A 22,259-nucleotide genomic window follows, 5' to 3' on the forward strand; every position below is an offset into this window, starting at 1 on the left:
CCGTCCATGATGCCGACACCGGAGCGGACGGCGGCGCACTCGCGCAGCACGGCCGCCTCCATGTCCTCGCCGGGCCGCGGATAGTGGCGGGCCCGGGTCACCCCACGGCGAGCTCACCGGCTGCGCCGGGCGAACGCCCAGGACGCCGCCGCGAGGAACAGCACGGCCGCGCCGGCGCACCAGGCCAGCGCGACCGCCACCGTCGACCCCAGCCCCACGGCCGGGGCACCGTCGGATCCCATGCCCACCAGCAGCCCGCGGACCGACTCGATCACCGGCGTCACCGGCTGGACCTCGGCGAATCCGCGCAGCCAGCCGGGCATCGTCTCCGGCGGGACGAACGCGCTGGAGACGTAGGGCAGGAAGAGCATCACGAACCCGAACCCGCCGGCCGCGGCGGGTGTGCGCACCACGACGCCGACGAACACCGACACGCAGGTGATGGCGAGGATGTAGGCGGTGACGACGCCCACCGCGCCCAGCCCGGCGGCGATGCCGGCGTCGGCCCGGAAGCCGATCAGGGCCGCCACGCCGAGCACGATGGCCGTCGTGACGAGGTTGCGCGCCACGCTCGCCAGCACGTGCCCGGCCAGCACCGTCGCGCTCGCGACCGGCATCGACCGGAACCGGTCCATGATCCCGTCGGCCATGTCCTGGGTGACCGCGATCGCCGTGTTCGACGCCCCGAAACCGGCGCAGAGCAGGATCACGCCGGGGGTGGCGTAGGTCAGGTAGTCGGTGCCGACCTCCATCGCGCCGCCGAAGACGTAGACGAACATCAGCATGATCAGGGTCGGCATGATCAGGGCGACCAGGAGTTCGTCGGGATCGCGGCCCGCCAGCCGCAGCGCCCGCCCGGTCATGGTCGCGGTGTCCGGGCCGAACCGCGTCCACCGTGCCTGCACCGGGGCGCTCACGCCGCGGCTCCCCGGTCGCCACCGGCCGCCGCGGCCCCGCGATCGCCACCGGCCGCCCGGCCGGTCAGGGCGAGGAACGCGTCGTCCAGGCTGGGCGCCCTGACCTGCCACTGCTCGGGCACGGCACCCGTCCGTTCGACGCCGGCGAGTACCTGCCGCACGTGCCCGACCGAGCCGTCGGTGGGCACCCGCAGCGTCCGCGAGCCCGGGACCGGCAGGCCCAGTGCCGCGGCCACCCTGGTCGCCTCCGGGCCGGCGGCGAAGGTGAGCTCGACGCCCGCGTCGCCGACCCGGCGCTTGAGCTGGGCCGGGGTGCCCTCGGCGACCACCCGGCCGGAGTCGATCATCGCGACCCGGTCGGCGAGCCGGTCCGCCTCCTCCAGGTACTGGGTGGTGAGGAACAGGCCGGCGCCGTCGGCGACGACCCGCTCGATCACCTCCCACATGCCGCGCCGGCTGCGCGGGTCGAGGCCGGTGGTCGGCTCGTCGAGGAACAGCACCCGGGGGCGCCGGACCAGCCCGGCGGCCAGGTCGAGCCGGCGACGCATCCCGCCGGAGTAGGTGTCCAGCCTGCGGTCGGCCGCGGCGGCCAGGTCGAAGGCGTCGAGCAGCTCGTCCACCCGGGGGCGCACGGCGCGCCGCGGCAGGTGCGCCAGCCGGGCCATCATCGTCAGGTTCTCCCGGCCGGTCAGCTTCCCGTCGACGGCCGCGTACTGGCCGGTGAGGCCGATGACCTCGCGCACCCGGCGGGCCTCGGACAGCACGTCGAACCCGGCGACCCGGGCGGTCCCGCCGTCCGGGCGGGCCAGCGTGCTGAGGATGCGCACGGTGGTGGTCTTCCCGGCGCCGTTCGGGCCGAGCAGGGCGAGCACCTCGCCGCGGCCGAGCTCCAGGCCGATGCCGTCCAGCACCCGCACCGAGCGGTAGCTCTTGCGCAGGCCGGTGGCCTGCACGAGGAGATCCGTTCCGGTCATCGCCGTCCCCCTTCTGATTACGATACAAACTGTTTATAGCATCAACTGCTTACCGTGGACACCGTCGGTGTCCCGCCGGATCGGGACGGGAGGATGGGCGGCATGGGCGAGCACGAACCTGATCCCGGCCTCCCGCCGACGCTGCGCAGGCTGTGGCGCCGCGCGGAGCGGCCGCGGCGGGGCCCGAAGCCGGCGCTGAGCGTCGACGCGATCGTGCGGGCCGCCGCCGCGATCGCCGACGCCGAGGGGCTCGCGGCGGTGTCCATGGCCCGGGTCGGTGACGCGCTGGGCTACTCGGCGATGGCCCTCTACCGGCACGTGGAGAGCAAGGACGAGCTGCTGGCCCTGCTCGCCGACCACATCGCCGCGGACCTGGCGATGCCCGCGCACGCCGGTGACTGGCGGTCCGGTCTGCACGCCTGGACGCTCACCCAGATCGAGGCGGTGCTCGCCCGGCCCTGGTTCCTCGATCTGCCGCTGGCCACCGTGCAGCCCGGGCCGAACCGGGTGCGCTGGCTGGACGAGGCGTTCGGGGTGCTGCGCGGGATCGACCTGCCCGCCGCGGAGAAGCTGGCGATCATCGGCCTGCTGGCCCAGCACGTGCTCGCCGAGGGCCGGGTGCAGGTGGAGGCCGGGCGGGCGGCGGCGGCCGGGGCCCGGCGGGCCCGCGGGCTCCCGGCCGACGCCCCGGTCGGCGAGCTCACCCCGGACGAGCTGGCGGCGGCGAACCCGCTGAACGACTTCGAGGCCGTGCTGCGCCATCTCGCCGAGCCGGCCGACTACCCGCACCTGACCGAGGCGCTGGCCGGCGGCGGGGACGGGTTCGCCGCCGCCGACCCGGACACCGACGTCGACTTCGGGCTCACGATCGTGCTCGACGGCGTCGAGGCGTACCTGCGACGCCGCGGCGCCCGGTGACGCGCACGCGGAACTGTCGGGGGGTGGGTGCAGCATGGCGGGCATGACGGCTGAGGGGGACGCCGCGCTGCGGGCGCGGGCGGAGGAGGTGCTCGGGCAGCTGGCCGGCCCGGGCGCCCGGCTGCGCGAGGACCAGTGGACGGCGATTTCCGCGCTCGTCGCGCAGCACCGCCGGGCACTCGTCGTGCAGCGCACAGGCTGGGGCAAGTCGGCGGTCTACTTCGTGGCCACGGCGCTGCTGCGCGAGCAGGGCGCCGGGCCGACGGTGATCGTCTCGCCGCTGCTCGCACTGATGCGCAACCAGATCGACGCGGCGATCCGGTCCGGGATCGTCGCGGTCACCGTGAACTCGGCCAACGCCGACGAATGGGACGCGGTGTACGCCGACATCGCGGCGGGCGACGTCGACGTGCTGCTGGTCAGCCCGGAGCGGCTGAACAACCCCGACTTCCGGGACCGGGTGCTGCCGAAGCTGGCGGCGAGCGCCGGGATGCTGGTGGTCGACGAGGCGCACTGCGTGTCCGACTGGGGGCACGACTTCCGGCCGGACTACCGGCGGCTGCGCACGCTCATCGCGGAGCTGCCGCCCGGCATCCCGGTCCTGGCGACGACGGCGACCGCGAACGACCGGGTGGTCACCGACGTCTCCGAGCAGCTCGGGATGGGCCGCGACCAGCAGGACACCCTGGTGCTGCGCGGCTCGCTGGACCGCGAGTCGCTGCGGCTGGCCGTCGTGTCGCTGCCCACCCCGGCGCGGCGGCTGGCCTGGCTGGCCGCGAAGCTCGGCGAGCTGCCCGGCGCCGGGATCGTCTACACGCTCACCGTGCAGGCCGCCGACGAGGTCGCCGAGTTCCTGCGCGAGCGCGGGTTCGCGGTGCGCTCCTACTCCGGGAAGACCGATCCGGAGGACCGGCTGACCGCCGAGACCGACCTGCAGGAGAACCGGGTGAAGGCGCTGGTGGCGACGTCCGCGCTCGGCATGGGCTTCGACAAGCCCGATCTCGGGTTCGTCGTACACCTGGGCGCGCCGGCCTCACCGGTCGCCTACTACCAGCAGATCGGTCGCGCCGGGCGCGCGCTGGAGCGGGCCGAGGTGGTGCTGCTACCGGGCCGGGAGGACCGCGACATCTGGGCGTACTTCGCGTCCCTGGCGTTCCCGGCGGAGCCGCTGGTCCGCCAGACCCTCGACGTGCTGTCCGACCACCCGCAGTCGACGGCGTCCATCGAGACCAGGGTGGACCTGTCCCGCACCCGGCTGGAGATGCTGCTCAAGGTGCTCGACGCCGACGGCGCGGCGAAGCGGGTGAAGGGCGGCTGGATCGCCACCGGCGAGCCGTGGGTGTACGACACCGAGCGGCACCAGCGGGTGAACGAGGCCCGCCGGGCCGAGCAGCAGGCGATGCTCGACTACATCGCGACGTCCGAGTGCCGGCTGGTCTTCCTGCGCCGCCAGCTCGACGACCCGGACCCGACGCCGTGCGGGCGCTGCGACACCTGCACCGGCACGGTGTGGTCGAACGACGTGCCGGCCGACGGCGAGCAGGCGGCGGCCGAGCGGCTGACCCGCCCCGGGATCGAGATCCCGCCGCGCAAGATGTGGCCGTCCGGGATGAAGGAACTCGACGTTCCGCTCTCCGGCCGGATCGCGGCGGGCGAGCAGGCCGGGAGCGGGCGGGCGGTCGGTCGGCTCTCCGACATCGGCTGGGGCACCCGGTTGCGCGAGCTGCTCGCCGGGCCGGACGAGCCGGTGCCGGCCGATGTTCTCGACGCGGTGGTCCGGGTGCTGGCCGGGTGGGAGTGGGAGCAGCGCCCGGTCGGCGTGGTCGGGATCGGCTCGCGGACCCGGCCGCACCAGCTCGACCACCTGGCTCGGCGGATCGCCGAGATCGGCCGGCTGCCGCTGCTCGGGTCGCTGCCGCCGGCCGGGGAGCGGCCGGGCCCGAAGGAGAACTCCGCCCAGCGGCTCGCCGCGGTGTGGTCGGCGCTCGACTCCGGCGCGCTGCCCGACCTGTCCGGTGTGGACGGGCCGCTGCTGCTCGTCGACGATCTCGTCGACTCCGGGTGGACGATGACGGTCGCGGCCCGCGCCGTCCGCCGGGCCGGCGCCCCGGCTGTGCTCCCGATGACACTTGCCGTCGCCGGCTGATCGACCCTTGACAACTCCGTCGAGCGAATGGAGGTTTGCCTCGCCTCACTGAAGGGACACCTCATGTCGTCACTGCCGCTCGGGCGGTTCCCCGTGGTCGCCGCGCTCCTGTCGGCCGCGGCAGTCCTCGCCGGATGCAGCTCTCCCGCGTCCGAGGACGGTGCGTCGGCGGGCCCCGCCGACGGCCGGTTCCCGGTGACGGTGACGCACGCCTTCGGCGAGACGACGATCCCCGAGAAGCCGCAGCGCATCGTCGCGCTCGGTGCCAACGACCTGGCCGTGGCCCAGGCGGTGGACGCCCCGATCGTCGGGGCCGTGCAGAACGTGAGCGGGTCCGGCCCGGCGCTGCCGTATCTCGATCCGCTGCCCGCAGAGGTGCTGTCGATCAGCGGCGAGGCCCCCACGATCTCGGCCGAGCAGATCGCCACCTTCGATCCGGACGTGATCCTCGCGGTGTCCGCGTGGCAGGTCGCCGATCGGGCGACCTACGACCAGCTCTCCGCGATCGCCCCGGTCGTCGCCCCGGCCGAGGGCCTCTACGCCGCCTCCATGCAGGACGACGCCCGCCAGGTCGGCCGCGCGATCGGCGAGGAGGAGAAGGTCGAGGAGCTGATCGCCACCGCCGAGGGGCAGCTCGCCGAGGTCCGCGAGCAGCTCCCCGGGCTCGCCGGGAAGACCTACCTCTACGGCCAGGCGCGCGGCGAGATCCTGCCGATGGTCGTCGGCGAGCAGAACCAGTCGACGGTGTTCGTGCGGGCGCTGGGCCTGGACGTCCCGCCGTCGTTCAAGGACGCTCCCGCCTCCGACGATCTCGCGCCCGGCACCGTCGGCGTGTCCTACGAGGAGATCGGCCGGCTCTCCGACGCCGACCTGCTCATCATGACCTTCGCCGGTGCCGACGACCGGGCGACGTTCGAGGGGAACGAGCTGGTGCAGCGGGTGCGCGCGGTGCGGGAGGGCAACTACGTCCCGATCGACCTCGACACGGCCGTGGCGCTGCAGGCACCGAACCCGGTGTCCACCGGATGGCTGCTCGACCAGCTGCGACCGTCGCTGGAGAAGGTCGCCGGCTGATCGGGACCCGATGTCCTACCCGCGAGTAGGCTCGACCACATGAACCCTCCGGACTTCGCGCTGAAGGCGATGAACGCCGGTCACCGCCTGCTGATCAAGCTCACCGGTGGCAAGGTCGGCTACTCGACGATGGGCATGCCGGTCGTGGAGCTCACCACCACCGGCCGGCGGACCGGCGAGCCGCGCACCGTGCTGCTGACCGCGCCCGTGCACGGCGACGGACGCTACGTCGTCGTCGCCTCGCGCGGCGGGGACGACAAGCACCCGGCCTGGTTCCTGAACCTGCGGGCGAACCCTGACGTCGAGGTCGCGGTGCAGGGTGGTCCGCGGGTGCCGATGCACGCCCGGGTCGCGTCCCCCGAGGAGCGGGCCGAGCTCTGGCCGACGATCACCGGGAAGTACCGCAACTACGCCGGCTACCAGCGCAGCACCGAGCGGGAGATCCCGCTGGTGCACCTCGAGCCGAAGGACTGACCGCACCCCGGGTGCGAGCGCGCACCCCTTCCACCCGGTGCGGCGCCGAGCGCGGGGTGCGGGAAGCGAAGCGCCGGGGTGCGGCGCCGAGGGCGGGATGCGACACCACGCCCCGGACGCGACACGGCGTGGTCCCGAACAGCGCCGGCCGGGTTCGGGTGGCGGGCGACCCTGCGGTCAGCCCGCGGGCGTGTCCCCGGTGGCCCGCGACCGCCCGGGCGGGGTGCGCTCGTCGGGCCGCGGCCCCCAGCTCGGGTACAGCAGCGTCCCGGCCGAGTCGGTGAGTGGCTCCCCGGCCGGCAGGTCGTCCTCCGCACCCGGGACGGCCGCGTCGATACGCAGGTCGGCGGCGTGCGGCCGGCCGGCCGCGATCCAGCCGGCCGCCAGCTCGGCCAGCCGGTCGGCGGCAGCGGCACCGCCGGGGCCGAACGACCGGATCGTCGCGGCGGGTTCGGCGAGCAGCAACGCGCATCCCTCGCCGGCGCTGACGCCGAGCCCGGCCCGGCCCCCGGCCAGCGGGAACAGCGCGTCGGCGAGCCGCCCGCGGGCCGGTCCCAGCAGCCGGACGACCGCGGGCTCGGCGAGCGCGCACCACAGGCCGAGGCCGTCCCAGAGATCCGACACCGATCCCGGCGTCGGCGACGGGTGATCGGTCCCGAGGTCGCGCAGTGCACGTTCGAGCACGCCCGGATCGGGGTCCGGTGCGCCGTTGCCGGAGTGCTGCACGGTCCAGCCGGACCCGGGCAGCACGGTGTCGGCGCCCGGGTCGGCGCCCGCACCGCGGAGCCGGACGAACGCACAGCTGCGCACCGACACCGACGCGAGCCGGTGCGGACCGGTCCGTGCGAACGCCACCGACAGCTGGCTGCCGCGCACGGTCAGCGGGAGCAGCAGCCTCCCGGTCGGGGTCAGCTGCAGCACCCACTCCGGGCGGATGCCGGTGGAGCCGACGGTCAGCTCGATCCGGTCGTAGGGCGCCGACGGCGGGTACCCGTCGGCCCCGTCGGCGGTGACCACCTCGATCTCGTCGAGACCGGCCGCGAGCAGGTGGGCGCGCGCGCCCTCGACGAGGTCCTCGTCGATGTCGACCGTGGTCACCGCCCCGCGGCAGCCGACGATGTGCGCGAGCAGCCCGGCGTTCCAGCCCGCTCCGGCACCGATCTCGAGGACGCGGTGGCCGGGCGCGGCGTCCAGCTGTTCCAGCATGATCGCCACCATCGACGGCTGCGACACCGAGCTGACGGTGACGCCGTCGGCCGTCTTGATCGGCACGGCCTCGTCGGCGTAGGCGTCGAGCGGGTCGCTGCCGGGCAGGAACAGGTGCCGGGGCACGGCCTGCAGGGCGGCCCGGATCCGCGGGCTGTGCACCCGGCCGTCGCGCTCCAGGTCGGCCACCAGCCGGGCCCGGGCGTCCTCCGCCGTCCGCATGCCGCGCATCCTTGCGGGTAGTCCGTCCGCAGGACAAATCCCGCCCGGGACGAACGACGTAGCCGGACCCCGTCAGCAGCGGCTCCCGCGCACCGCGCGGTGCTCCTAGGCTCGGCGCCGTCACCGTCCCGCTCGACGAGGAGCACCGATGACCTGCCCCTCCACACATCCGGTTGCCGGCTCGCTGTTCGGCCGCCGGCACGTCGTGCTGCCCGGGACCGTCGGTGACGACGAGCTGCGCGCGCTGGCCGCCGAGGCGGCGGCGCTCCCGGCGGAGCCGGCCGGGGACGGTGGCACCGTCGCGATCGCGTCGCTGCGCCGCCCGGTGATCGCGGACGTCGCGCTCCGGCTGAGCGGGCTCGCGGCGGCCCGGCATCTGGCGTCGCCGTTCGAAGCGACCGAGGTCAGCTTCGTGACCCGGGGCGCGGTGGCCGCGGTTCCGCGGCGCGAGCAGCGCTACTACCTGGGCTGCACGGCGTCGGTGGTGCTCGCCGGGACCGGGACACTCACCGAGCATGCCGAGCGCGACCGGGCCGATGTGCTGCAGCGCAGCCGGATCGGGCCGGGGGACGTGGTCCTGCTGCGTGGCTGGAGCCCGCTCGGCGCGGCCGATCCGCGCCCCTACCTCCGCATCGTCGCCGACGGCGGTCCGCTGCTGATGATGCGCCTGCGGCAGAACCTGGTCGGTTCGACGCGGGAGCCGGCCTGGCTCCCGCTGCTGACCGAGGCCGAGATCGCCGAGGCCCGCACCCGAGCCCAGCACTGACCCCGCCGCCCACGCTCCCGCACCGCCCCGGCCCACCCGCACGGGAGGCGACGGTCAGGGGGTGGGGGCGGCGGAGGTGAGGGTGGTGTCGAGCCACGCACCCGGGTCGAGGCCGGGCGGCAGCTGCCCGATCCCGACGATCTCGTCGTAGGCCGCCTGCCAGCGCTCCGGCGAGACGCCGAGCAGCGTGTCGCCGGCGGTGTAGGCGTCGACGTAGGCGGACAGCGCGGCCGTCGCCACCTCCGGATCGGCCAGCGCCGGGACCTCGTACTCCGAGCCGATCAGCCGCATCGTCTCGGCGAACCCGTTCGCCTCGTCGTCGATGATGAACTGCATGGCCTCCTCGACGGCGGCGGCGTAGCGCTCCAGCCGGTCGCGGGTCTGCGGGTCGGCCATCTGCTCGGCGGAGGTGACGTACATCTGGGCGCCGGCGTCGACGTCCTGGTTCGGGTCGTAGACGACGGCCTCGGGCCGGGTGCGGTCGAGGAGCACCGAGGTGTCCAGCGAGACGATGTAGGCGTCCACCCGGCCGGAGGTGAGGAGATCGAACACGCCGGGGCTCAGCCCGACGACCTGGCGGGGCACCTCCTCCGGCGGGACCCCGGCGGAGCCGGCGACCAGGTCCAGGGTGATCGAGCTGGTCCCGCCCTCGGACGGGGTTCCGACGAGCCGGCCGCGGAACTGCTCGGCCCGGGTGATCGGGGCGGCCTCGGTGGAGATCATCCGGATGGTGCCGGTGTGGATCGGCTCGCCGAACGCGAGCAGCGGGGCGTCGCGCTCACCGGCGGCGATCATCGTCTCGATGTCGCCGATCCGGGTCAGCTCGGCGCCGCCGGCGAGCACCGTCTGGATCGCGGGCGCCGAACCCTGGGTGGCCTCGAACGTGACGTCCAGGCCGCGCGCCTCGAACAGGCCGCGGGTGTCGGCGATCATCTCGGGGGCGAACGACAGGCTCTCCAGCGGCAGCACGTTGAGGAAGGTGACCGGCTCGCCGCCGCTCTCGCCGTTCCCGCCGCAGGCGGCGAGCACCGCGCAGGCGGCCAGCGCGGCGGCGCAGGTCCGGCCGATGCGACGGGCACTCCGGGTGGTCGTGGTGGTCATGGCTCACGTCTCCTCGCGTCGTTGCGATCCGTGGCGGTCCCCGGCCACAACGCTAGGAAGGACGGCGGGGACGGCGGAAATAGACGATCCGCCTGCTCGTCATCACTGACGTTGATGATCACTGACGTCGATGCCGGGCCGGCAGGAACGCGGCCAGCTCGGCGAGCACCTCGCCGGGGGCCTCCTCGGCCAGCAGGTGCCCGGCGTCCAGGGCCCGCCCGGTGGCGTCCGGCGCCCAGACCCGCCAGCCGTCCAGGACGTCCGGGGACCGGCCGAGCGGCCCGCGCCGCCCCCACAGGACGAGCGTCGGCGCGGTGATCGTGCGCCGGCCGCGATCGGCCTCGTCGTCGGCGGCGTCGACGTCGAATCCCGCCCGGTAGTCCTGGCACATCCCGTGCACCACCTCGGGACGCGCCCAGGCGGCGGCGTACGCGGTGAGCGCCGCCGGGTCGCAGACCTCCGCCAGCCCGCGGCCGAGGATCGCCTCCGGCTCCGCGGCGACCAGCCGCTCCGCCAGGTCGGCGGGCTGCGACAGCAGGAACCAGTGGAACGCCCCGCGGGCGAACCGGGCGTCGGCGCGGGCCAGCACGTCGGCCGTCGGCAGGATGTCCAGCACGGCCAGGGCGCTCACGGTGCCCGGATGGTCCAGCGCCATCCGGTACCCGCAGCGGGCACCCCGGTCGTGCCCGACGACGGCGAACCGGTCGTGGCCGAGCGCGGCCATCACCGCGACCAGATCCGCCGCCATCGTCCGTTTGCCGGACACGGCGACGTCCGCGCCGGGCGGGAGCGTGCTGTCGCCGTAGCCGGGCAGGTCGGCCAGCACCAGGGTGCGGCCGTCGAGCAGGCCGGGGGCGATCCGGTGCCACATCACCGAGGTCTGCGGCCATCCGTGCAGCAGCAGCACCGGCGGTCCCTCCCCCGCCTGCCGGACCCGCACCGTCGCACCGGACGGCGCCGGGACGTCCCGGGCGCGGCCGGGCAGCCCGATCCCGCTCACCCGAGCCGGTACCAGGCGGCGGCCGTCCCGCCGCGCACCGCGGCCGACTCGTCGTCGTCCAGCACCGCGGCGAGCCGGTCGGCGCCCGGGCCGTGGTCGTGCGGGTGGTCCCCGGCGTGCATCAGCAGCTCCGGGCCGAGCAGGTCGACCGCCTCCCTGGCCTGCACCGGATCGGCCGGCAGGTGGATCGGCGCGGTGGTGAACCGGACGTGCTCGCGGACGATCTCCGACGGTGGCCGGTCCACCCACGGCACTTCCCGCCACACGCCCTTCCAGTCCTTGTCGAACCGCCACAGCAGGGGCGGCAGCCAGGTCGAGCCGCACTCGGCGACGGTCACCCGCAGCCCGGGGAGCTCGGCGAACACGCCCTCGGTCACCAGGCTCACCAGCTGGCCCTGCCCGACGACGTGCCCGTTCGCCAGGTAGTCCTCCAGGTAGCTGTGCGTCATCCCGCTCGACGACGGCGCCTGTCCGGCGCGACCCCAGGCGTGCAGGGTGACGACGAGACCGTGCTCGGCGGCGGCGCGCAGCACCGGCCGGTTCCGGACGTGCCCCCAGCGGGTGTCGTTGCGGACCGGCAGCAGCACCGTGACGACCTCGGATCGGGCGCCGATCCGGCCGATCTCGGCGACCGCCGCGTCGACGTCGAGGGTCGGCACCACCATCGCCACCCGCAGCCGCGGATCGTGGGCCTGCCAGCGCTCCAGCAGCCAGTCGTTGACCGCGCGGCAGAGCGCCGCCTCGTAGTACGGGTTGCGGTTGGTCTGGAAGGTGCTGGTGCAGGTGAGGATCGCGGTACCGGTGCCGTCCGGGGTGAGCACCCGCTCGCCCAGCTCGCCGACGTCGGACAGCGGCCGCCCGCCGGGACCGACGCCGGGCGGGTAGGCGCCGCCCTGGGTCGGCGACAGCGACACCCCGCCGTCGGTGGTGTAGTCGCTCCAGTACGGGTCCATGTGCGCGACCAGCTCGGCCAGCGCGGACGGGACACAGTGGACGTCGGTGTCGATTCTCTCCGACCCCAGGCTCACGCTCACGACGCCACCCGCTCGGGCAGGCCGTAGAGCCGGCAGGCGTTCGATCCCATGATCGACTCGCGCAGGTCGGGCGGGAACAGCCGCGGCGCCGCCTGCGGCGAGTCGAAGTCCCAGTGCGGGTAGTCCGAGGCGAACATGATCCTCTCGCCCAGCCCGAGATGCCGGACGACGGTGGCCAGGTCGGCCGGGTCGCGCGGCTCCTCGATCGGCTGGGTGGTGAACCACAGGTGCTCGCGCAGGATCTCCGACGGCGGCCGGTCCAGGTGCGGGACGTCCTCGCGCAGCGCGGCCCAGCCGTCGTCGAGCGACCACATCAGCGGCGCCGCCCAGGCCAGTCCGCCCTCCACGCAGACCACCTGCAGCTCGGGGAACTCGGTGAGCACGCCCTCGCAGAGCAGGCTGGTGACCAGCGCGCCCATCATGTTGCCGTTCCAGACGTGTTCCTCGAGGTAGAACGAGGGCCAGCCGGCGCCACGGTGCTGCTCCAGTCCGCCGGTGTGCGCGGCGATCGGCAGGCCGGCCTCGGCGGCCGCGGCGTAGATCGGCCAGTACCGGCGCCTGCCGAACCCGGACTCGCCGCCGGTGGCCAGCAGCACCTGGCAGAACCGCGGGTCACCGGCGCGCCTGCGGATCTCCGCGGCGGCCAGGTCCGGCGACTCCAGCGACACCGCGATCGACGACCGCAGCCGCGGCTCGCGGTCCAGCCAGCACTCGGCCACCCAGTCGTTGAGCGCCCGGCACAGCGAGGCGGCGAAGTCCGGCGTCTCGGCGCCCCAGCTGTGTGACTGCAGCGGGATGAGCACGCCGTGGTCGATGTCGAACTCGTCCAGCAGCTGGTCGCGGACGAGCTGCAGGTCGCTGCCCGGGAAGGCACCGTCCGGCCAGGCGTCCAGCCGGTACCCGGAGTTGCGGACCCGCGGGTAGACGTCCGGCGGGGCGGGGACCCGGCTGCCGAACAGCTCGTAGCGGCGCCGGGCGGCCGGGTCCAGCCGGCGCAGCAGCTCGGCCGGCGGGCAGGTCGGGTGGATGTCGGTGTCGACGATGGTGAAGGTGGTGCGCCGGCGGGGCGGTGCCGCCGGCGCCTCGGGTGCGGTGGTCACGGGCTCTCCCCCGGGCTCGGCACGGTGCGGGCGGGTCGCGGCGTGGTGTCGACGACGACGTGATCGCCCGAGCCGAACCGCTCCACGGTCACGTCGAAGGTCTCCGCGACGAACGGGCCGGGCCGCCGCTCGCCGGGCGCCGGATCGGTGGCACCGGCACAGTCCTCGCCGGCGGGCTCTACGCTCACCTCGTAGCTGCGGGCGGGCGGCTCCGCCGGGCCGAGGAACGACTGGCCGGTCGCCAGGTCGTACTCCCAGCCGTGCCAGGGGCAGGCGATCAGGGCGTGCTCGTCGTCGCGCTCGTAGCGCCCCGGCATGCTCGACCGGACCCACGCCTGGGTGCGGCCCCGGCACAGCGGGCCACCCAGGTGCGGGCAGTGGTTGTTGAGTGCGTAGAACCGGTCGCCGACCCGGAAGACGCCGATCGAGCGCCGTCCGCGGGTGACGATCTTCCGTTCGCCGGGGGCGAAGTCGTCCACCCGGGCCACCACGATCCGCATGCCCCCGACGCTATGTCGCAGGTCACCCGGGCCGGAAAGAAAGAGTTGGGATGCCGGGCATCCACCGGGTCTATGGGCCGGGGCGCAACGACCGCGATGCGCTGTCCAGCATCGAGCGGAGCCAGGTGTGCGCAGCGTCGCCGGAGCGCAGCCGGTGCCACCAGAAGACCTCCACGATCGGCGGCGGGTTCCCGGGGCACGGCACGATCCGCAGGTCCGGACGGTCGGCGAAGCCGGCCGCGAGCCGTCCCTGCATGACGGCGACCCGGTCGGTCCCGGCGACGAACCACGGGGTCGCCGCGTAGCTGTCGACCCGCACCGCGACCCGCGGCCGGCTGCCGAGCATGGCGAGCAGCGGGGCGAGCGGGGAGCTCGCCGGGTACTGCGCGTCCGGATGGTTCGGGATGACCCACGGCAACCGTTCCAGGTCGGCCAGGCCGATCCGGTCGGACACCGGGTTCGCCGCGTCGACGACGCACACCCAGCTGTCCCGGAACAGCTCCTGGCCGCACAGCTCGTCCACCTTGAACTCGGCCTTCGGCGCGGAGATGATCCCGTCCAGCGTGCGCAGCGTCTCCGGCAGGTCGGCCGGCAGCCTGCCCTTGACGACGGGGACGTGCAGCCGGACGCCGGGCGCGGCGTCGTGCACCGCGCGCGAGAGCGCCTCGCCCATCGCCGCGAGCACGTAGTCGGTGGTCATCACGGTGAACTCCCGCTCGGAGACCTCGGGCCGGAACGGCTCCTCCGGCGCGAAGAACCGCTCCAGCCCCAGGCACAGCGGCTCGATCTGGACGGCGAGCCGGCGCCCGAGCGGCGACAGCACGAAGCCGCCGCGGGTGCGTTCGAGCAGGTCGTCGTCGAAGTGCCTGCGCAGCCGGGCGAGCGCGGCGCTCGCCGCGGGCTGGGTCACCCCGACCCGCTCGGCGGCCCGGGTGACGTTCCGCTCGCGCAGCAGCTCGCGCAGGATCACCAGCAGGTTGAGGTCGACGTTGGCCAGCGCGACCGCGGCGGAGCGGGGCACCTCAGGCGCCCTCCCCGTGCAGGCCGGCGACCGGCAGCACGGTCCGGACGGTCCAGCCGCCGTCCGGGCGCGGGCCCGCCGAGCAGGTGCCGCCCCAGCGCTCGGCGCGCTCGCGCATCGACACCAGCCCGATGCCGCCGGGGACGCCGGTCAGCGGATCGGCCGGCCGGATCCCGGTGCCGTCGTCGGCGATCTCGACGACCAGGTCGCCGTCGATCCGCTCGATCCGCACCCGCACCGTGTCGGCGCCGGCGTGCTTGACGACGTTGTGCAGCGCCTCCCGGACGGTGCGGTACAGGTCGTCGGCGACGCCGGGGCCCAGTCGCGGGTCCACCGGCGCGAGCACGTCCACCCGCAGGCCGGTCCGGGACTGCACCTCGGAGGCGTGCGTGCGGACCGCCTCCACCAGGTCGCCGCCGCGCGGCGCGGCCGGGTGCATCTCGCGCACCAGCAGCCGCAGGTCGTCCAGCGCGTCGGCGGACATCTCGGAGAGCTCGGTGGCCGCGCCGAGCACCCGGCTCGGGTCCGGATCGGAGCGGTCCAGCTGGCCCTGCAGCGCGGAGACCTGCATCCGGATCGAGAACAGCTGCTGCACCACCGAGTCGTGCAGATCCCGGGCCAGCCTGCGGCGTTCCGCGGTGCGCGCCTCGGACCGCGAGCGGGCGACCAGCCGGGCGGTGTCCACGGCGACCGCGGCGTGCGCGGCCATCGCCTCCAGGAACGCCAGCGACGACGGGTCCGGCGCCTCGTCCGGCTCGTAGTAGGCGTTGATCACGCCGACGGTGGTGCCGCGCACGACCATCGGCATCGCGACGAAGCCGTCCCAGTCCGGCCGGCCCATGATCTCGTGCAGCGGCTCCCACGCCGGGTCGGACAGGATCGCCGCCCGGCGGTGCGGCACCACGACCGGCTCGCCGCGCGCGTGCGCCTCCAGGAACCGGATGTCGGCGCCGCGTTCCCGGCAGGACCGCAGCCGCCGGACGAAGTCCGGTGCGGACCCGAACCCAGCCATCCCGAGCACCTGCAGGTCGGCGGCCGGGTCGTCGACGGCCAGGATCTGCGCGGCCGCGATGTGCGCGGTGCCGATGATCTCGCGGGCGATCGCGTCCAACGTGCTGGTCAGCGAGCCCGCCTCGGCGACCCCGGCGGCCGCCCGGACGATCGCGGTCAGCCGCTCCTGCCGGGCCAGCCGGTCGGTGACGTCGCCGAACCACACGGCCCAGCCACCGGTGCCGTCCGGCGCGATCCGGTACCGCAGCTCGCGGCCCGGACCGTCCGGACCGGGCCGGCGCAGGGTCCGGGTCCCCGACGGGCCGGCCGGGCCGGGGACGAACGGCGCCGGGGTGCCGAGCAGTTCGTCGGCCGGGCGGCCGAGCAGCGCGGCGGCGGCCGGGTTCAGCGATCGGAACCGACCCTCGTCGTCGAGCAGGACGAGGCCGTCCGGGCACACCGCGACCAGCGCGGCGGCTCCGGGCGCATCCCGGTCCGGCACCGGAACGGTCGTCACATCGTCGTGCACCGCACCATCATGCGGTCACCCGGCGCCGGGTTCGAGCGTTTCATCAGGGTAATTGATATCGATCCGCTCCTCCGGCACCCCGAGTGCCGAGCCCAGCACGGACCGCATCATGTCCTTCGGGACGAGGCAGTCCGCGCAGGCGTCCGGCCCGGCGCTGATCCGGACCTCGAGCCGGTCGCCCGCCTCGGTCACCTCCATCGCGTAGTCGTCGGCCTCCAGGCCGGTGCGCAGCCCCTCCAGGGCGGTGTGGTCGATCACGGGCGGGTCCCCTCGTTCTCGGTGCCGTTCGGGCCGGTGGGTGGGTCCAGCGGGAAGTGGCAGGCGGTGCGGTGCCCCGGCGCCAGCTCCAGGAGCACCGGCTCCTCCTCGGCGCAGCGCTGCTGCGCGCGCGGGCAGCGGGTCCGGTAGCGGCAGCCGCTCGGCGGGTCCAGCGGCGACGGCGGTTCGCCGGGCGGCGCTTTCGGCCGCCGCACCCGTCCGGTCGCCGGGTCCAGGCCGGGGATGGAGTCGAGCAGCGCCGCGGTGTAGGGGTGCCGGGGCGCCCGGTAGAGCGCGGTCGCCGGGCCGATCTCGGCGAGCTGCCCGAGGTGCATCACCGCGACCCGGTCGCTGACCTGCTTGACCAGCGCCAGGTCGTGTGCGATGAACAGGTACGAGAGGCCGAGATCGGTGCGCAGCCGTTCGAACAGGTTCAGCACCTGCGCCTGGATCAGCACGTCGAGCGACGACACCGCCTCGTCGCAGATGAGCAGTGCCGGGTCCAGCGCGATCGCCCGCGCGATCGCGACCCGCTGGCACTGCCCGCCGGACAGCTCGTGCGGGCGCCGCCGCCCGTAGAGCGACGGATCGAGGCCGACCATGTCCAGCAGCTCGTCGACCCGGCGGGCGCGCGCCGACGCGGTGCCCTCCCGGTAGCCGATCAGCGGCTCGGCGACCAGCTCGGCGACCCGCCAGCGCGGGTTCAGCGAGCCGAACGGGTCCTGGTAGACCATCTGCAGCGATCGCCGGGCGCGCACCAGGTCGCGCCGGCGCAGCCCCATCAGGTCGACGCCCTGGAACTCGATCTCGCCGGACTGCGGCCGCGGTGCCTGGATCAGCGACCGGGCCAATGTGGACTTGCCGGAACCGGTCTCGCCGACCACGCCGAGCGTCTCGCCCGGGTATACCTCCAGCGACACGTTCGACACGGCGTGCACGACGCCGCCCTTCACCCCGCCCGCGGCCCGCACCGGGAACTCCTGGACGACGTCGCGGGCGGCCAGCAACGGCGCCGCCGGGGCGGCCCGGGTGCCGGTCTCCCGGTGATCGGTGACCGTCATCGCCGTCCCTCCTCGGTGCCGGTGGTGCCGCCCGGCTCGGGATGCCAGCAGGCCCAGCGGTGGCCGGGCTCGTGTTCGGCCAGCGGCGGCTCGGTCAGGCACTGCTCGTCGGCCGACGCGCAGCGCGGCCGGAACGGGCAGCCCTCGGGCAGCGCCCGCAGGTCCGGCGGCTGGCCGGGGATCACCGGCAGCAGCGTGTGCGACGGCCGGTCGAGCAGCGGGATCGCGCCGAGCAACGCGGCCGTGTACGGCATCCGGACCGCACCGAACAGGGTCGGTGCCGGTGCGTACTCGACGGCCCGGCCCGCGTACATCACGAGCACGTCATCGGCGTAGCTGGCGGCCAGCCCGAGATCGTGGGAGATCATGACGACGGCGGTGCCGAGCCGCTGCTGCAGCTCGGCCAGCAGCTCCATGATCTGGGCCTGGGTGGTCACGTCGAGCGCGGTGGTCGCCTCGTCGGCGATCAGCAGCCGGGGCTGCCCGGCGAGCGCGATCGCGATCATCACCCGCTGCCGCATGCCGCCGGAGAGCTGGTGCGGGTACTCGAAGAAGCGCCGTTCCGGCGCCGGCAGCCGGACCATCGTCAGGAGTTCGACGGCGCGCTCCCGGGCGGCCCGGGCGTCGACGTCGGCGTGCACCCGGACGGCCTCGGTGATCTGGTTGCCGATCCGCATCGTCGGGTTGAGCGAGCGGGCCGGGTCCTGGAAGACCATCGCGATGTCCGCGCCGCGCCGGCGGCGCATCGCGCGCTCCCCGAGCCCGATCAGCTCGGTGCCGTCGAACATCGCCGAGCCGGTGACCCGCGCGGACTCCGGCAGCAGGCCGAGCAGCGCCCGGGAGCTCACGCTCTTGCCGGACCCGGACTCGCCGATCACCGCCAGCGTCCGGCCGGGGGCGACGCTGTAGGACAGCCCGTTGACCGCGTGCACGGGCACCCCGTCGCGGGTGAACCGGACCCGCAGGTCCCGCACCACCAGCAGCGGATCGGGTACCGGCGCCGGGCCGGTGCGGGCCGGGGCGGTGTCGGTTCCGGAGATGCTCATCGGCCGCTCCATCGTGCGCGCAGGGTCTCGCCGAGCAGGTTGAAGGTCAGGACGGTCACGAAGAGCACCAGGCACGGCCAGACGACCAGCATCGGCGTCGCGGACAGGCTCTGCTGGCCCTGGGCGATCATGTTCCCCCAGCTCGGTGCGGGTGGCGGGATGCCGAGGCCGAGGAACGACAGCGCGCCCTCGATCACCATCACGATGCCCATGCCGAGCATCCCGAAGGTGATCAGCTGGGGTGCGATGTTGGGCGCCACGTGCCGCAGCAGCGTCCGGTGCCCGGGTGTGCCGCACAGCTCGGCGGCCGCCATGAACGGCTGCTCACGCAGTCGCAGGGTGGCCGCCCTGGCGATCCGGGCGAACGCCGGGACGCTGAAGAACGCCAGGGCGAGGATGGTGTTCGTGCGGCTCGGGCCGAGGCTCTGCGCCACCGCCAGGGTGAGCACCAGCGACGGGAACGCGATCAGCACGTCCAGCACCCGCATGATGACGGTGTCGACGATCCCGCCGAGGAAGCCGGACACCGCGCCGAGGGTGCCACCGACCAGTAGACCCAGCAGGTTCACCGAGACCGCGACGATCAGCGACGAGCGCCCGCCGTGCAGCACCCGGGACAGGATGTCGTTGCCGTTCGGGTCGGTCCCGAGCAGGTGCCCCGGCGAGAGCGCCGGGAGGTAGCTGTCCAGCACGCTCCCGCCGATCGGCGGTGGCACCGGCAGCACCAGCGGGCCGACGAAGCAGGCCGCAGCGATCAGGGCGAGCAGCCCGCCGGGCAGCACGATCGCCGGGGTCCGGAGCAGGCCGCGCCGCCCCGGTGGTGAGTCAGGGGTGACAGGGGTTCCGGAGGTGACGGGCTCAGCGACTGCCATAGCGGATCCTCGGGTCGAGCACGGCGTAGAGCAGGTCGGCGAGCAGGTTGGCCAGTACGGCGATCACGGCGAACACGACGACGCACGCCTGCACCACCACGAAGTCCCGGGTGTTGATCGCCTGCAGGAGCAGCTGCCCGAGGCCGGGCAGCGCGAAGATCTGCTCGATGATCACGGTCGCGCCGATCAGCGTGCCCAGGTTCAGCCCGACCACGGTGATCAGCCCGAACGACGAGTTCCGGAAGGCGTGCCGGACCAGCACCCGCCACGGCCCGGCGCCCTTCGCCCGGGCCGTGGTGATGTAGTCCTCCCCCTGCAGCTGGTCCACCAGGTCGCCGCGCAGGAACCGGGTGTAGAAGCAGAACAGCGGGAACGCGATCGCCACCGCGGGCAGCGCCAGCGAGTGCAGGTTGCCGGTCACGCTCTCCGAGAGCGGGACGAAGCCGATCGCCGGGAACATCGAGAACTGCACCGCGAACAGCAGCACCAGCAGCAGCGCCAGCACGTAGTTCGCCACCGACAGCCCGGTGATGCCGACCAGCATGCTGAGCCGGTCGAACAGGTGGTTCGGCCGGTAGGCGGCGAGCAGCGCGACCGGGACCGCCAGGCCGAGCGACAGCACGAACGCCAGGCCGACCAGCTGCCCGGTGACGGCGAGCCGCTCCCCCAGCAACGGGGTGACCGGCTGGCCGCTGATCACCGAGCTGCCGAGGTCGCCGGTCACCGCGCCGCCGAGCCACTGCAGATAGCGCACCGGTCCGGACCGGTCGAGCCCGAGCCGCTGTTCCAGCGCCGCGATCTGCTCGGCGGTCGCCTCCGGCCCGAGCAGCTGCTGGGCCGCCCCGCCAGGGATCAGGCTGAGCACCCAGAAGGTCAGGATGCTGGCGCCGAGCACGATCGGGATGGCCATCAGCGACCGCTTGCCGACCATCCGCAGCGCCGGCGAGCCGAGGAACGATGCGAGGCCGCCGGACCGGTCGCGGACCGGTGCGCCGGCCGTCACTGCTGCGGCTCCCGCCAGACCTCGTCCCAGTGCACGCCGGTGTTGACGACGATCGGCGGGATCTGGGTGGTCAGCCCGGGTCCGTACACCCCCGGGACCGCGAGGTTCGCCGGGGCGAACGCCAGACCGAACGGGCCGTAGTGGTTCTCGGCGATCAGCCCGCCCGCCCGGTCGTAGAGCTCCTGGCGCTCGGCGGGATCGACCGACGCGGCGGCCTCGTCGAACAGCGCGTCCAGCTCGGGATCGGCGACCCCGGAGAACGGGCTCTCCGAGTCGAACCGGAAGTTGACGCCGACGCCGGCCGCCGGGTCCCAGGATCCGGCGGTCTGCAGCATCGCCTGCCAGCTGCCCGCGTTGAACGCCTGGACCAGTGTGGACAGCTCGTAGGTCTCGGTCCGGACGGTGATGCCGGCCTCCTGCCACTGCGTCTGCAGGGCGGTCATGACCTGCTCGGCGACGTAGGCGCCGAGCGTCCCGAGATCGACCTCCAGCCCACCGAGATCGGCGACGAGCTGCCGGGCCCGCTCCGGGTCGTGGCCGGTGTAGCCGTCGATCCCCTCGGTGTGGAACAGCCCGCCGGGGCCGGTGAAGCTCTGGCTGACCGGGTACTGGCCGCCGAACAGGCCCTGGGCGATCGCGTCGAAGTCGGTGGCGGCGTAGATCGCCTCCCGGGCCCGAGGGTCGTCGAACGGCGCGGCCCGGGTGTTGAGCTGGACGACATAGGGCGACGTCGCGGGCTGCACCGTCACGCTGAGCTGCCCCTGCGACTGCGCCTGCTCCAGCAGCGGGGTGGTGGTCAGCCCCTCGTACGCCTGCGCCTGACCGGCCAGCAGCGCCTGGTAGGCGGGCTGGTCGCCGCCGATCGACTGGAAGGTCAGCCGGTCCAGGTAGGGCAGCCCGTCCTTGAAGTAGTCGGGATTGCGCTCCAGCACCAGCTCCGAGCTGAGCTGGTTCGACACCACGGTGAACGGCCCGGCGCCGACCGGCTCGATCGCGAACGCCTCCTCGCCCTTCTCGGCGAGCGCGGTCGGTGAGGCGATCCAGTTCACGTTCGTCACCGGCATTGCGTTGATCACCGCGGCGTAAGGCCGGGTGAACTCCAGCAGGACCGTCAGCGGGCCGTCGGTGGTGATGCCGCCGTCGGCGAGCGGCCAGTTCGGCGAGCAGGTGCACGGCGAGTCGACGGCCCGCCGGAAGTTGGCGGCGACCGCCTCGGCGTCGAACGGGGTGCCGTCGGTGAACCGCATGCCCTCGCGCAGCGTGATCCGGACGGTCCGCCCGTCGTTCTCGATGGAGCTGCTCTCGGCCTGGTGCGGCTCGACCCGGGCGTTCGTGCCGTCGTCGTCGGCGACGAGCCGGAACAGCCCGCCGTAGATCGCGCTCATCTGCGGCACGTTCGCGCCGCCGGTGGTGTTGGTGGCCGGGTCCAGGCCGGTCGGCCAGCCGCCGGCGAACGACGCGTCCTCCAGAACGGTCAGCTCACCGCCCTGCTGCGGCGGCCCGGAGGGTTCCGCGGGACCGCCGCCCGCGGTCGTGGCCGCCCCACCTCCGCAGCCGGCCACGACCATGGCCGTGGCCAGCAGCAGGGCCGGCAGGTGCATCCGTCGTCTCACGGGGCACTCCCGTTCGGTTCGGACCGGCCCGCCCGCCCAACGGCGGCGACGTCCGGTCGGTGGTGGGGACCCGGGCACCGTGCGGTCGGGGCCGCCGGCGGGCGTGACCGGGCTCACTGTGACGTCGACCAGCGTCGAGCAGCGCCGCAGTCGCGGTGGAGGGCGCTTTCGCCCGACGGAAGACAACTTGGGCGCCCCGACGGGCCACCCACGACGAATGACGTAGACCGGCCTGTCCCATCCGACCCGTTCGTCGGCGGGAACCTTGTGACGCAGCGTGTGGCCTGCGGAGACTGGTCGGGCGCCGGCCCCGGCCGGCACACGACGTGGACGCTGGACGAGGGGGTCGGGCGTGGTGGAACGCTGCCGGACGACTGACACGGCGACGCGGGCTGCGGGGGCCGTGCGATGACGGTGACGGCCGAGCGCGGCCC

General features: G+C 74.4%; 21 protein-coding genes. 5 read left to right on the plus strand and 16 right to left on the minus strand.

Going from position 1 to position 22,259, the window contains the following annotated elements; translation table 11 throughout:
• Positions 1–113: 113 nt before the first annotated feature.
• Both ABZ881_RS26700 and ABZ881_RS26705 read right to left on the minus strand, forming a co-directional pair.
• Complete coding sequence (locus ABZ881_RS26700) at positions 114–917, minus strand: ABC transporter permease (RefSeq protein ID WP_358488381.1); 804 nt, start codon at positions 915–917, stop codon at positions 114–116.
• Positions 914–1,891 (minus strand): ATP-binding cassette domain-containing protein, encoded by a 978-nt coding sequence (locus ABZ881_RS26705; RefSeq protein ID WP_358488382.1) that lies wholly within the window; start codon positions 1,889–1,891, stop codon positions 914–916. Before ABZ881_RS26705 ends, ABZ881_RS26700 begins: the two co-directional genes overlap by 4 nt.
• A gap of 102 nt (positions 1,892–1,993) precedes the next feature.
• On the opposite strand from ABZ881_RS26705, the gene ABZ881_RS26710 reads away from it, so the two are divergent.
• The 4 genes from ABZ881_RS26710 to ABZ881_RS26725 all read left to right on the plus strand — a co-directional run bounded on the left by ABZ881_RS26710 (position 1,994) and on the right by ABZ881_RS26725 (position 6,503).
• The gene (locus ABZ881_RS26710) at positions 1,994–2,809 is read left to right on the plus strand and encodes a helix-turn-helix domain-containing protein (RefSeq protein WP_358488384.1); all 816 of its coding nucleotides are present in this window, start codon (positions 1,994–1,996) and stop codon (positions 2,807–2,809) included.
• 34 nt (positions 2,810–2,843) lie between these two features.
• Entirely contained in the window at positions 2,844–4,955 is a 2,112-nt protein-coding gene (locus tag ABZ881_RS26715) for a RecQ family ATP-dependent DNA helicase (protein ID WP_358488385.1), read from the plus strand.
• 63 nt (positions 4,956–5,018) lie between these two features.
• On the plus strand, positions 5,019–6,029 hold the full coding sequence (locus ABZ881_RS26720) for an ABC transporter substrate-binding protein (RefSeq protein ID WP_358488387.1): 1,011 nt from the start codon (positions 5,019–5,021) through the stop codon (positions 6,027–6,029).
• A gap of 39 nt (positions 6,030–6,068) precedes the next feature.
• Positions 6,069–6,503: a nitroreductase family deazaflavin-dependent oxidoreductase gene (locus ABZ881_RS26725; protein WP_344020386.1), complete on the plus strand. Its 435-nt coding sequence runs from the start codon at positions 6,069–6,071 to the stop codon at positions 6,501–6,503.
• Between the two features lie 177 nt (positions 6,504–6,680).
• Here the strand turns inward: ABZ881_RS26725 and ABZ881_RS26730 are convergent, their stop codons facing one another.
• On the minus strand, positions 6,681–7,931 hold the full coding sequence (locus tag ABZ881_RS26730; RefSeq protein WP_358488388.1) for a methyltransferase domain-containing protein: 1,251 nt from the start codon (positions 7,929–7,931) through the stop codon (positions 6,681–6,683).
• Positions 7,932–8,079: 148 nt separating this feature from the next.
• On the opposite strand from ABZ881_RS26730, the gene ABZ881_RS26735 reads away from it, so the two are divergent.
• Positions 8,080–8,697, plus strand: coding sequence for a hypothetical protein (locus ABZ881_RS26735; RefSeq protein WP_358488390.1), 618 nt, complete (start codon positions 8,080–8,082; stop codon positions 8,695–8,697).
• Positions 8,698–8,751: 54 nt separating this feature from the next.
• On the opposite strand, the gene ABZ881_RS26740 is transcribed toward ABZ881_RS26735, so the two are convergent.
• The 13 genes from ABZ881_RS26740 to ABZ881_RS26800 all read right to left on the minus strand — a co-directional run bounded on the left by ABZ881_RS26740 (position 8,752) and on the right by ABZ881_RS26800 (position 21,825).
• Positions 8,752–9,798, minus strand: a complete 1,047-nt coding sequence (locus tag ABZ881_RS26740; protein ID WP_358488391.1) for an ABC transporter substrate-binding protein — start codon at positions 9,796–9,798, stop codon at positions 8,752–8,754.
• A 118-nt stretch (positions 9,799–9,916) separates the two neighbouring features.
• Positions 9,917–10,798 carry an alpha/beta hydrolase gene (locus tag ABZ881_RS26745; RefSeq protein ID WP_358488393.1) on the minus strand — a complete coding sequence of 294 codons (882 nt, stop codon included), beginning with the start codon at positions 10,796–10,798 and terminating at the stop codon, positions 9,917–9,919.
• Complete coding sequence (locus ABZ881_RS26750; RefSeq protein ID WP_358488394.1) at positions 10,795–11,832, minus strand: amidohydrolase family protein; 1,038 nt, start codon at positions 11,830–11,832, stop codon at positions 10,795–10,797. The genes ABZ881_RS26745 and ABZ881_RS26750 overlap by 4 nt, the downstream gene beginning before the upstream one ends.
• On the minus strand, positions 11,829–12,932 hold the full coding sequence (locus ABZ881_RS26755; RefSeq protein WP_358488395.1) for an amidohydrolase family protein: 1,104 nt from the start codon (positions 12,930–12,932) through the stop codon (positions 11,829–11,831). The genes ABZ881_RS26750 and ABZ881_RS26755 overlap by 4 nt, the downstream gene beginning before the upstream one ends.
• Entirely contained in the window at positions 12,929–13,432 is a 504-nt protein-coding gene (locus tag ABZ881_RS26760; RefSeq protein ID WP_358488396.1) for a Rieske (2Fe-2S) protein, read from the minus strand. Before ABZ881_RS26760 ends, ABZ881_RS26755 begins: the two co-directional genes overlap by 4 nt.
• A gap of 70 nt (positions 13,433–13,502) precedes the next feature.
• On the minus strand, positions 13,503–14,453 hold the full coding sequence (locus ABZ881_RS26765) for a LysR family transcriptional regulator (RefSeq protein ID WP_358488398.1): 951 nt from the start codon (positions 14,451–14,453) through the stop codon (positions 13,503–13,505).
• 1 nt (position 14,454) lies between these two features.
• Complete coding sequence (locus tag ABZ881_RS26770) at positions 14,455–15,972, minus strand: histidine kinase (RefSeq protein WP_358488399.1); 1,518 nt, start codon at positions 15,970–15,972, stop codon at positions 14,455–14,457.
• A 15-nt stretch (positions 15,973–15,987) separates the two neighbouring features.
• Positions 15,988–16,230, minus strand: coding sequence for a hypothetical protein (locus tag ABZ881_RS26775; protein ID WP_358488401.1), 243 nt, complete (start codon positions 16,228–16,230; stop codon positions 15,988–15,990).
• Positions 16,227–17,291, minus strand: coding sequence for an ABC transporter ATP-binding protein (locus tag ABZ881_RS26780; protein WP_358488402.1), 1,065 nt, complete (start codon positions 17,289–17,291; stop codon positions 16,227–16,229). The genes ABZ881_RS26775 and ABZ881_RS26780 overlap by 4 nt, the downstream gene beginning before the upstream one ends.
• Positions 17,288–18,337: an ABC transporter ATP-binding protein gene (locus ABZ881_RS26785; protein WP_358488404.1), complete on the minus strand. Its 1,050-nt coding sequence runs from the start codon at positions 18,335–18,337 to the stop codon at positions 17,288–17,290. The genes ABZ881_RS26780 and ABZ881_RS26785 overlap by 4 nt, the downstream gene beginning before the upstream one ends.
• On the minus strand, positions 18,334–19,209 hold the full coding sequence (locus ABZ881_RS26790) for an ABC transporter permease (protein ID WP_358488405.1): 876 nt from the start codon (positions 19,207–19,209) through the stop codon (positions 18,334–18,336). The genes ABZ881_RS26785 and ABZ881_RS26790 overlap by 4 nt, the downstream gene beginning before the upstream one ends.
• Positions 19,196–20,212, minus strand: a complete 1,017-nt coding sequence (locus ABZ881_RS26795; protein ID WP_358488406.1) for an ABC transporter permease — start codon at positions 20,210–20,212, stop codon at positions 19,196–19,198. The genes ABZ881_RS26790 and ABZ881_RS26795 overlap by 14 nt, the downstream gene beginning before the upstream one ends.
• Positions 20,209–21,825 carry an ABC transporter substrate-binding protein gene (locus ABZ881_RS26800; RefSeq protein WP_358488408.1) on the minus strand — a complete coding sequence of 539 codons (1,617 nt, stop codon included), beginning with the start codon at positions 21,823–21,825 and terminating at the stop codon, positions 20,209–20,211. The genes ABZ881_RS26795 and ABZ881_RS26800 overlap by 4 nt, the downstream gene beginning before the upstream one ends.
• Between the last annotated feature and the right edge of the window lie 434 nt (positions 21,826–22,259).

It is taken from the genome of Pseudonocardia sp. NPDC046786, assembly GCF_040645415.1.
GTDB classification, from domain to species: domain Bacteria; phylum Actinomycetota; class Actinomycetes; order Mycobacteriales; family Pseudonocardiaceae; genus Pseudonocardia; species Pseudonocardia kongjuensis.

Bases quoted from the DNA above. Each gene is read 5' to 3' on its own strand.
- ABZ881_RS26790 (WP_358488405.1), bottom strand. From the start codon at position 19,209: ATGGCAGTCGCTGAGCCCGTCACCTCCGGAACCCCTGTCACCCCTGAC.
- ABZ881_RS26705 (WP_358488382.1), bottom strand. From the start codon at position 1,891: ATGACCGGAACGGATCTCCTCGTGCAGGCCACCGGCCTGCGCAAGAGC.
- ABZ881_RS26785 (WP_358488404.1), bottom strand. From the start codon at position 18,337: ATGAGCATCTCCGGAACCGACACCGCCCCGGCCCGCACCGGCCCGGCG.
- ABZ881_RS26780 (WP_358488402.1), bottom strand. From the start codon at position 17,291: ATGACGGTCACCGATCACCGGGAGACCGGCACCCGGGCCGCCCCGGCG.
- ABZ881_RS26735 (WP_358488390.1), top strand. From the start codon at position 8,080: ATGACCTGCCCCTCCACACATCCGGTTGCCGGCTCGCTGTTCGGCCGC.
- ABZ881_RS26715 (WP_358488385.1), top strand. From the start codon at position 2,844: ATGGCGGGCATGACGGCTGAGGGGGACGCCGCGCTGCGGGCGCGGGCG.
- ABZ881_RS26725 (WP_344020386.1), top strand. From the start codon at position 6,069: ATGAACCCTCCGGACTTCGCGCTGAAGGCGATGAACGCCGGTCACCGC.
- ABZ881_RS26760 (WP_358488396.1), bottom strand. From the start codon at position 13,432: ATGCGGATCGTGGTGGCCCGGGTGGACGACTTCGCCCCCGGCGAACGG.
- ABZ881_RS26710 (WP_358488384.1), top strand. From the start codon at position 1,994: ATGGGCGAGCACGAACCTGATCCCGGCCTCCCGCCGACGCTGCGCAGG.
- ABZ881_RS26730 (WP_358488388.1), bottom strand. From the start codon at position 7,931: ATGCGGACGGCGGAGGACGCCCGGGCCCGGCTGGTGGCCGACCTGGAG.
- ABZ881_RS26740 (WP_358488391.1), bottom strand. From the start codon at position 9,798: ATGACCACCACGACCACCCGGAGTGCCCGTCGCATCGGCCGGACCTGC.
- ABZ881_RS26720 (WP_358488387.1), top strand. From the start codon at position 5,019: ATGTCGTCACTGCCGCTCGGGCGGTTCCCCGTGGTCGCCGCGCTCCTG.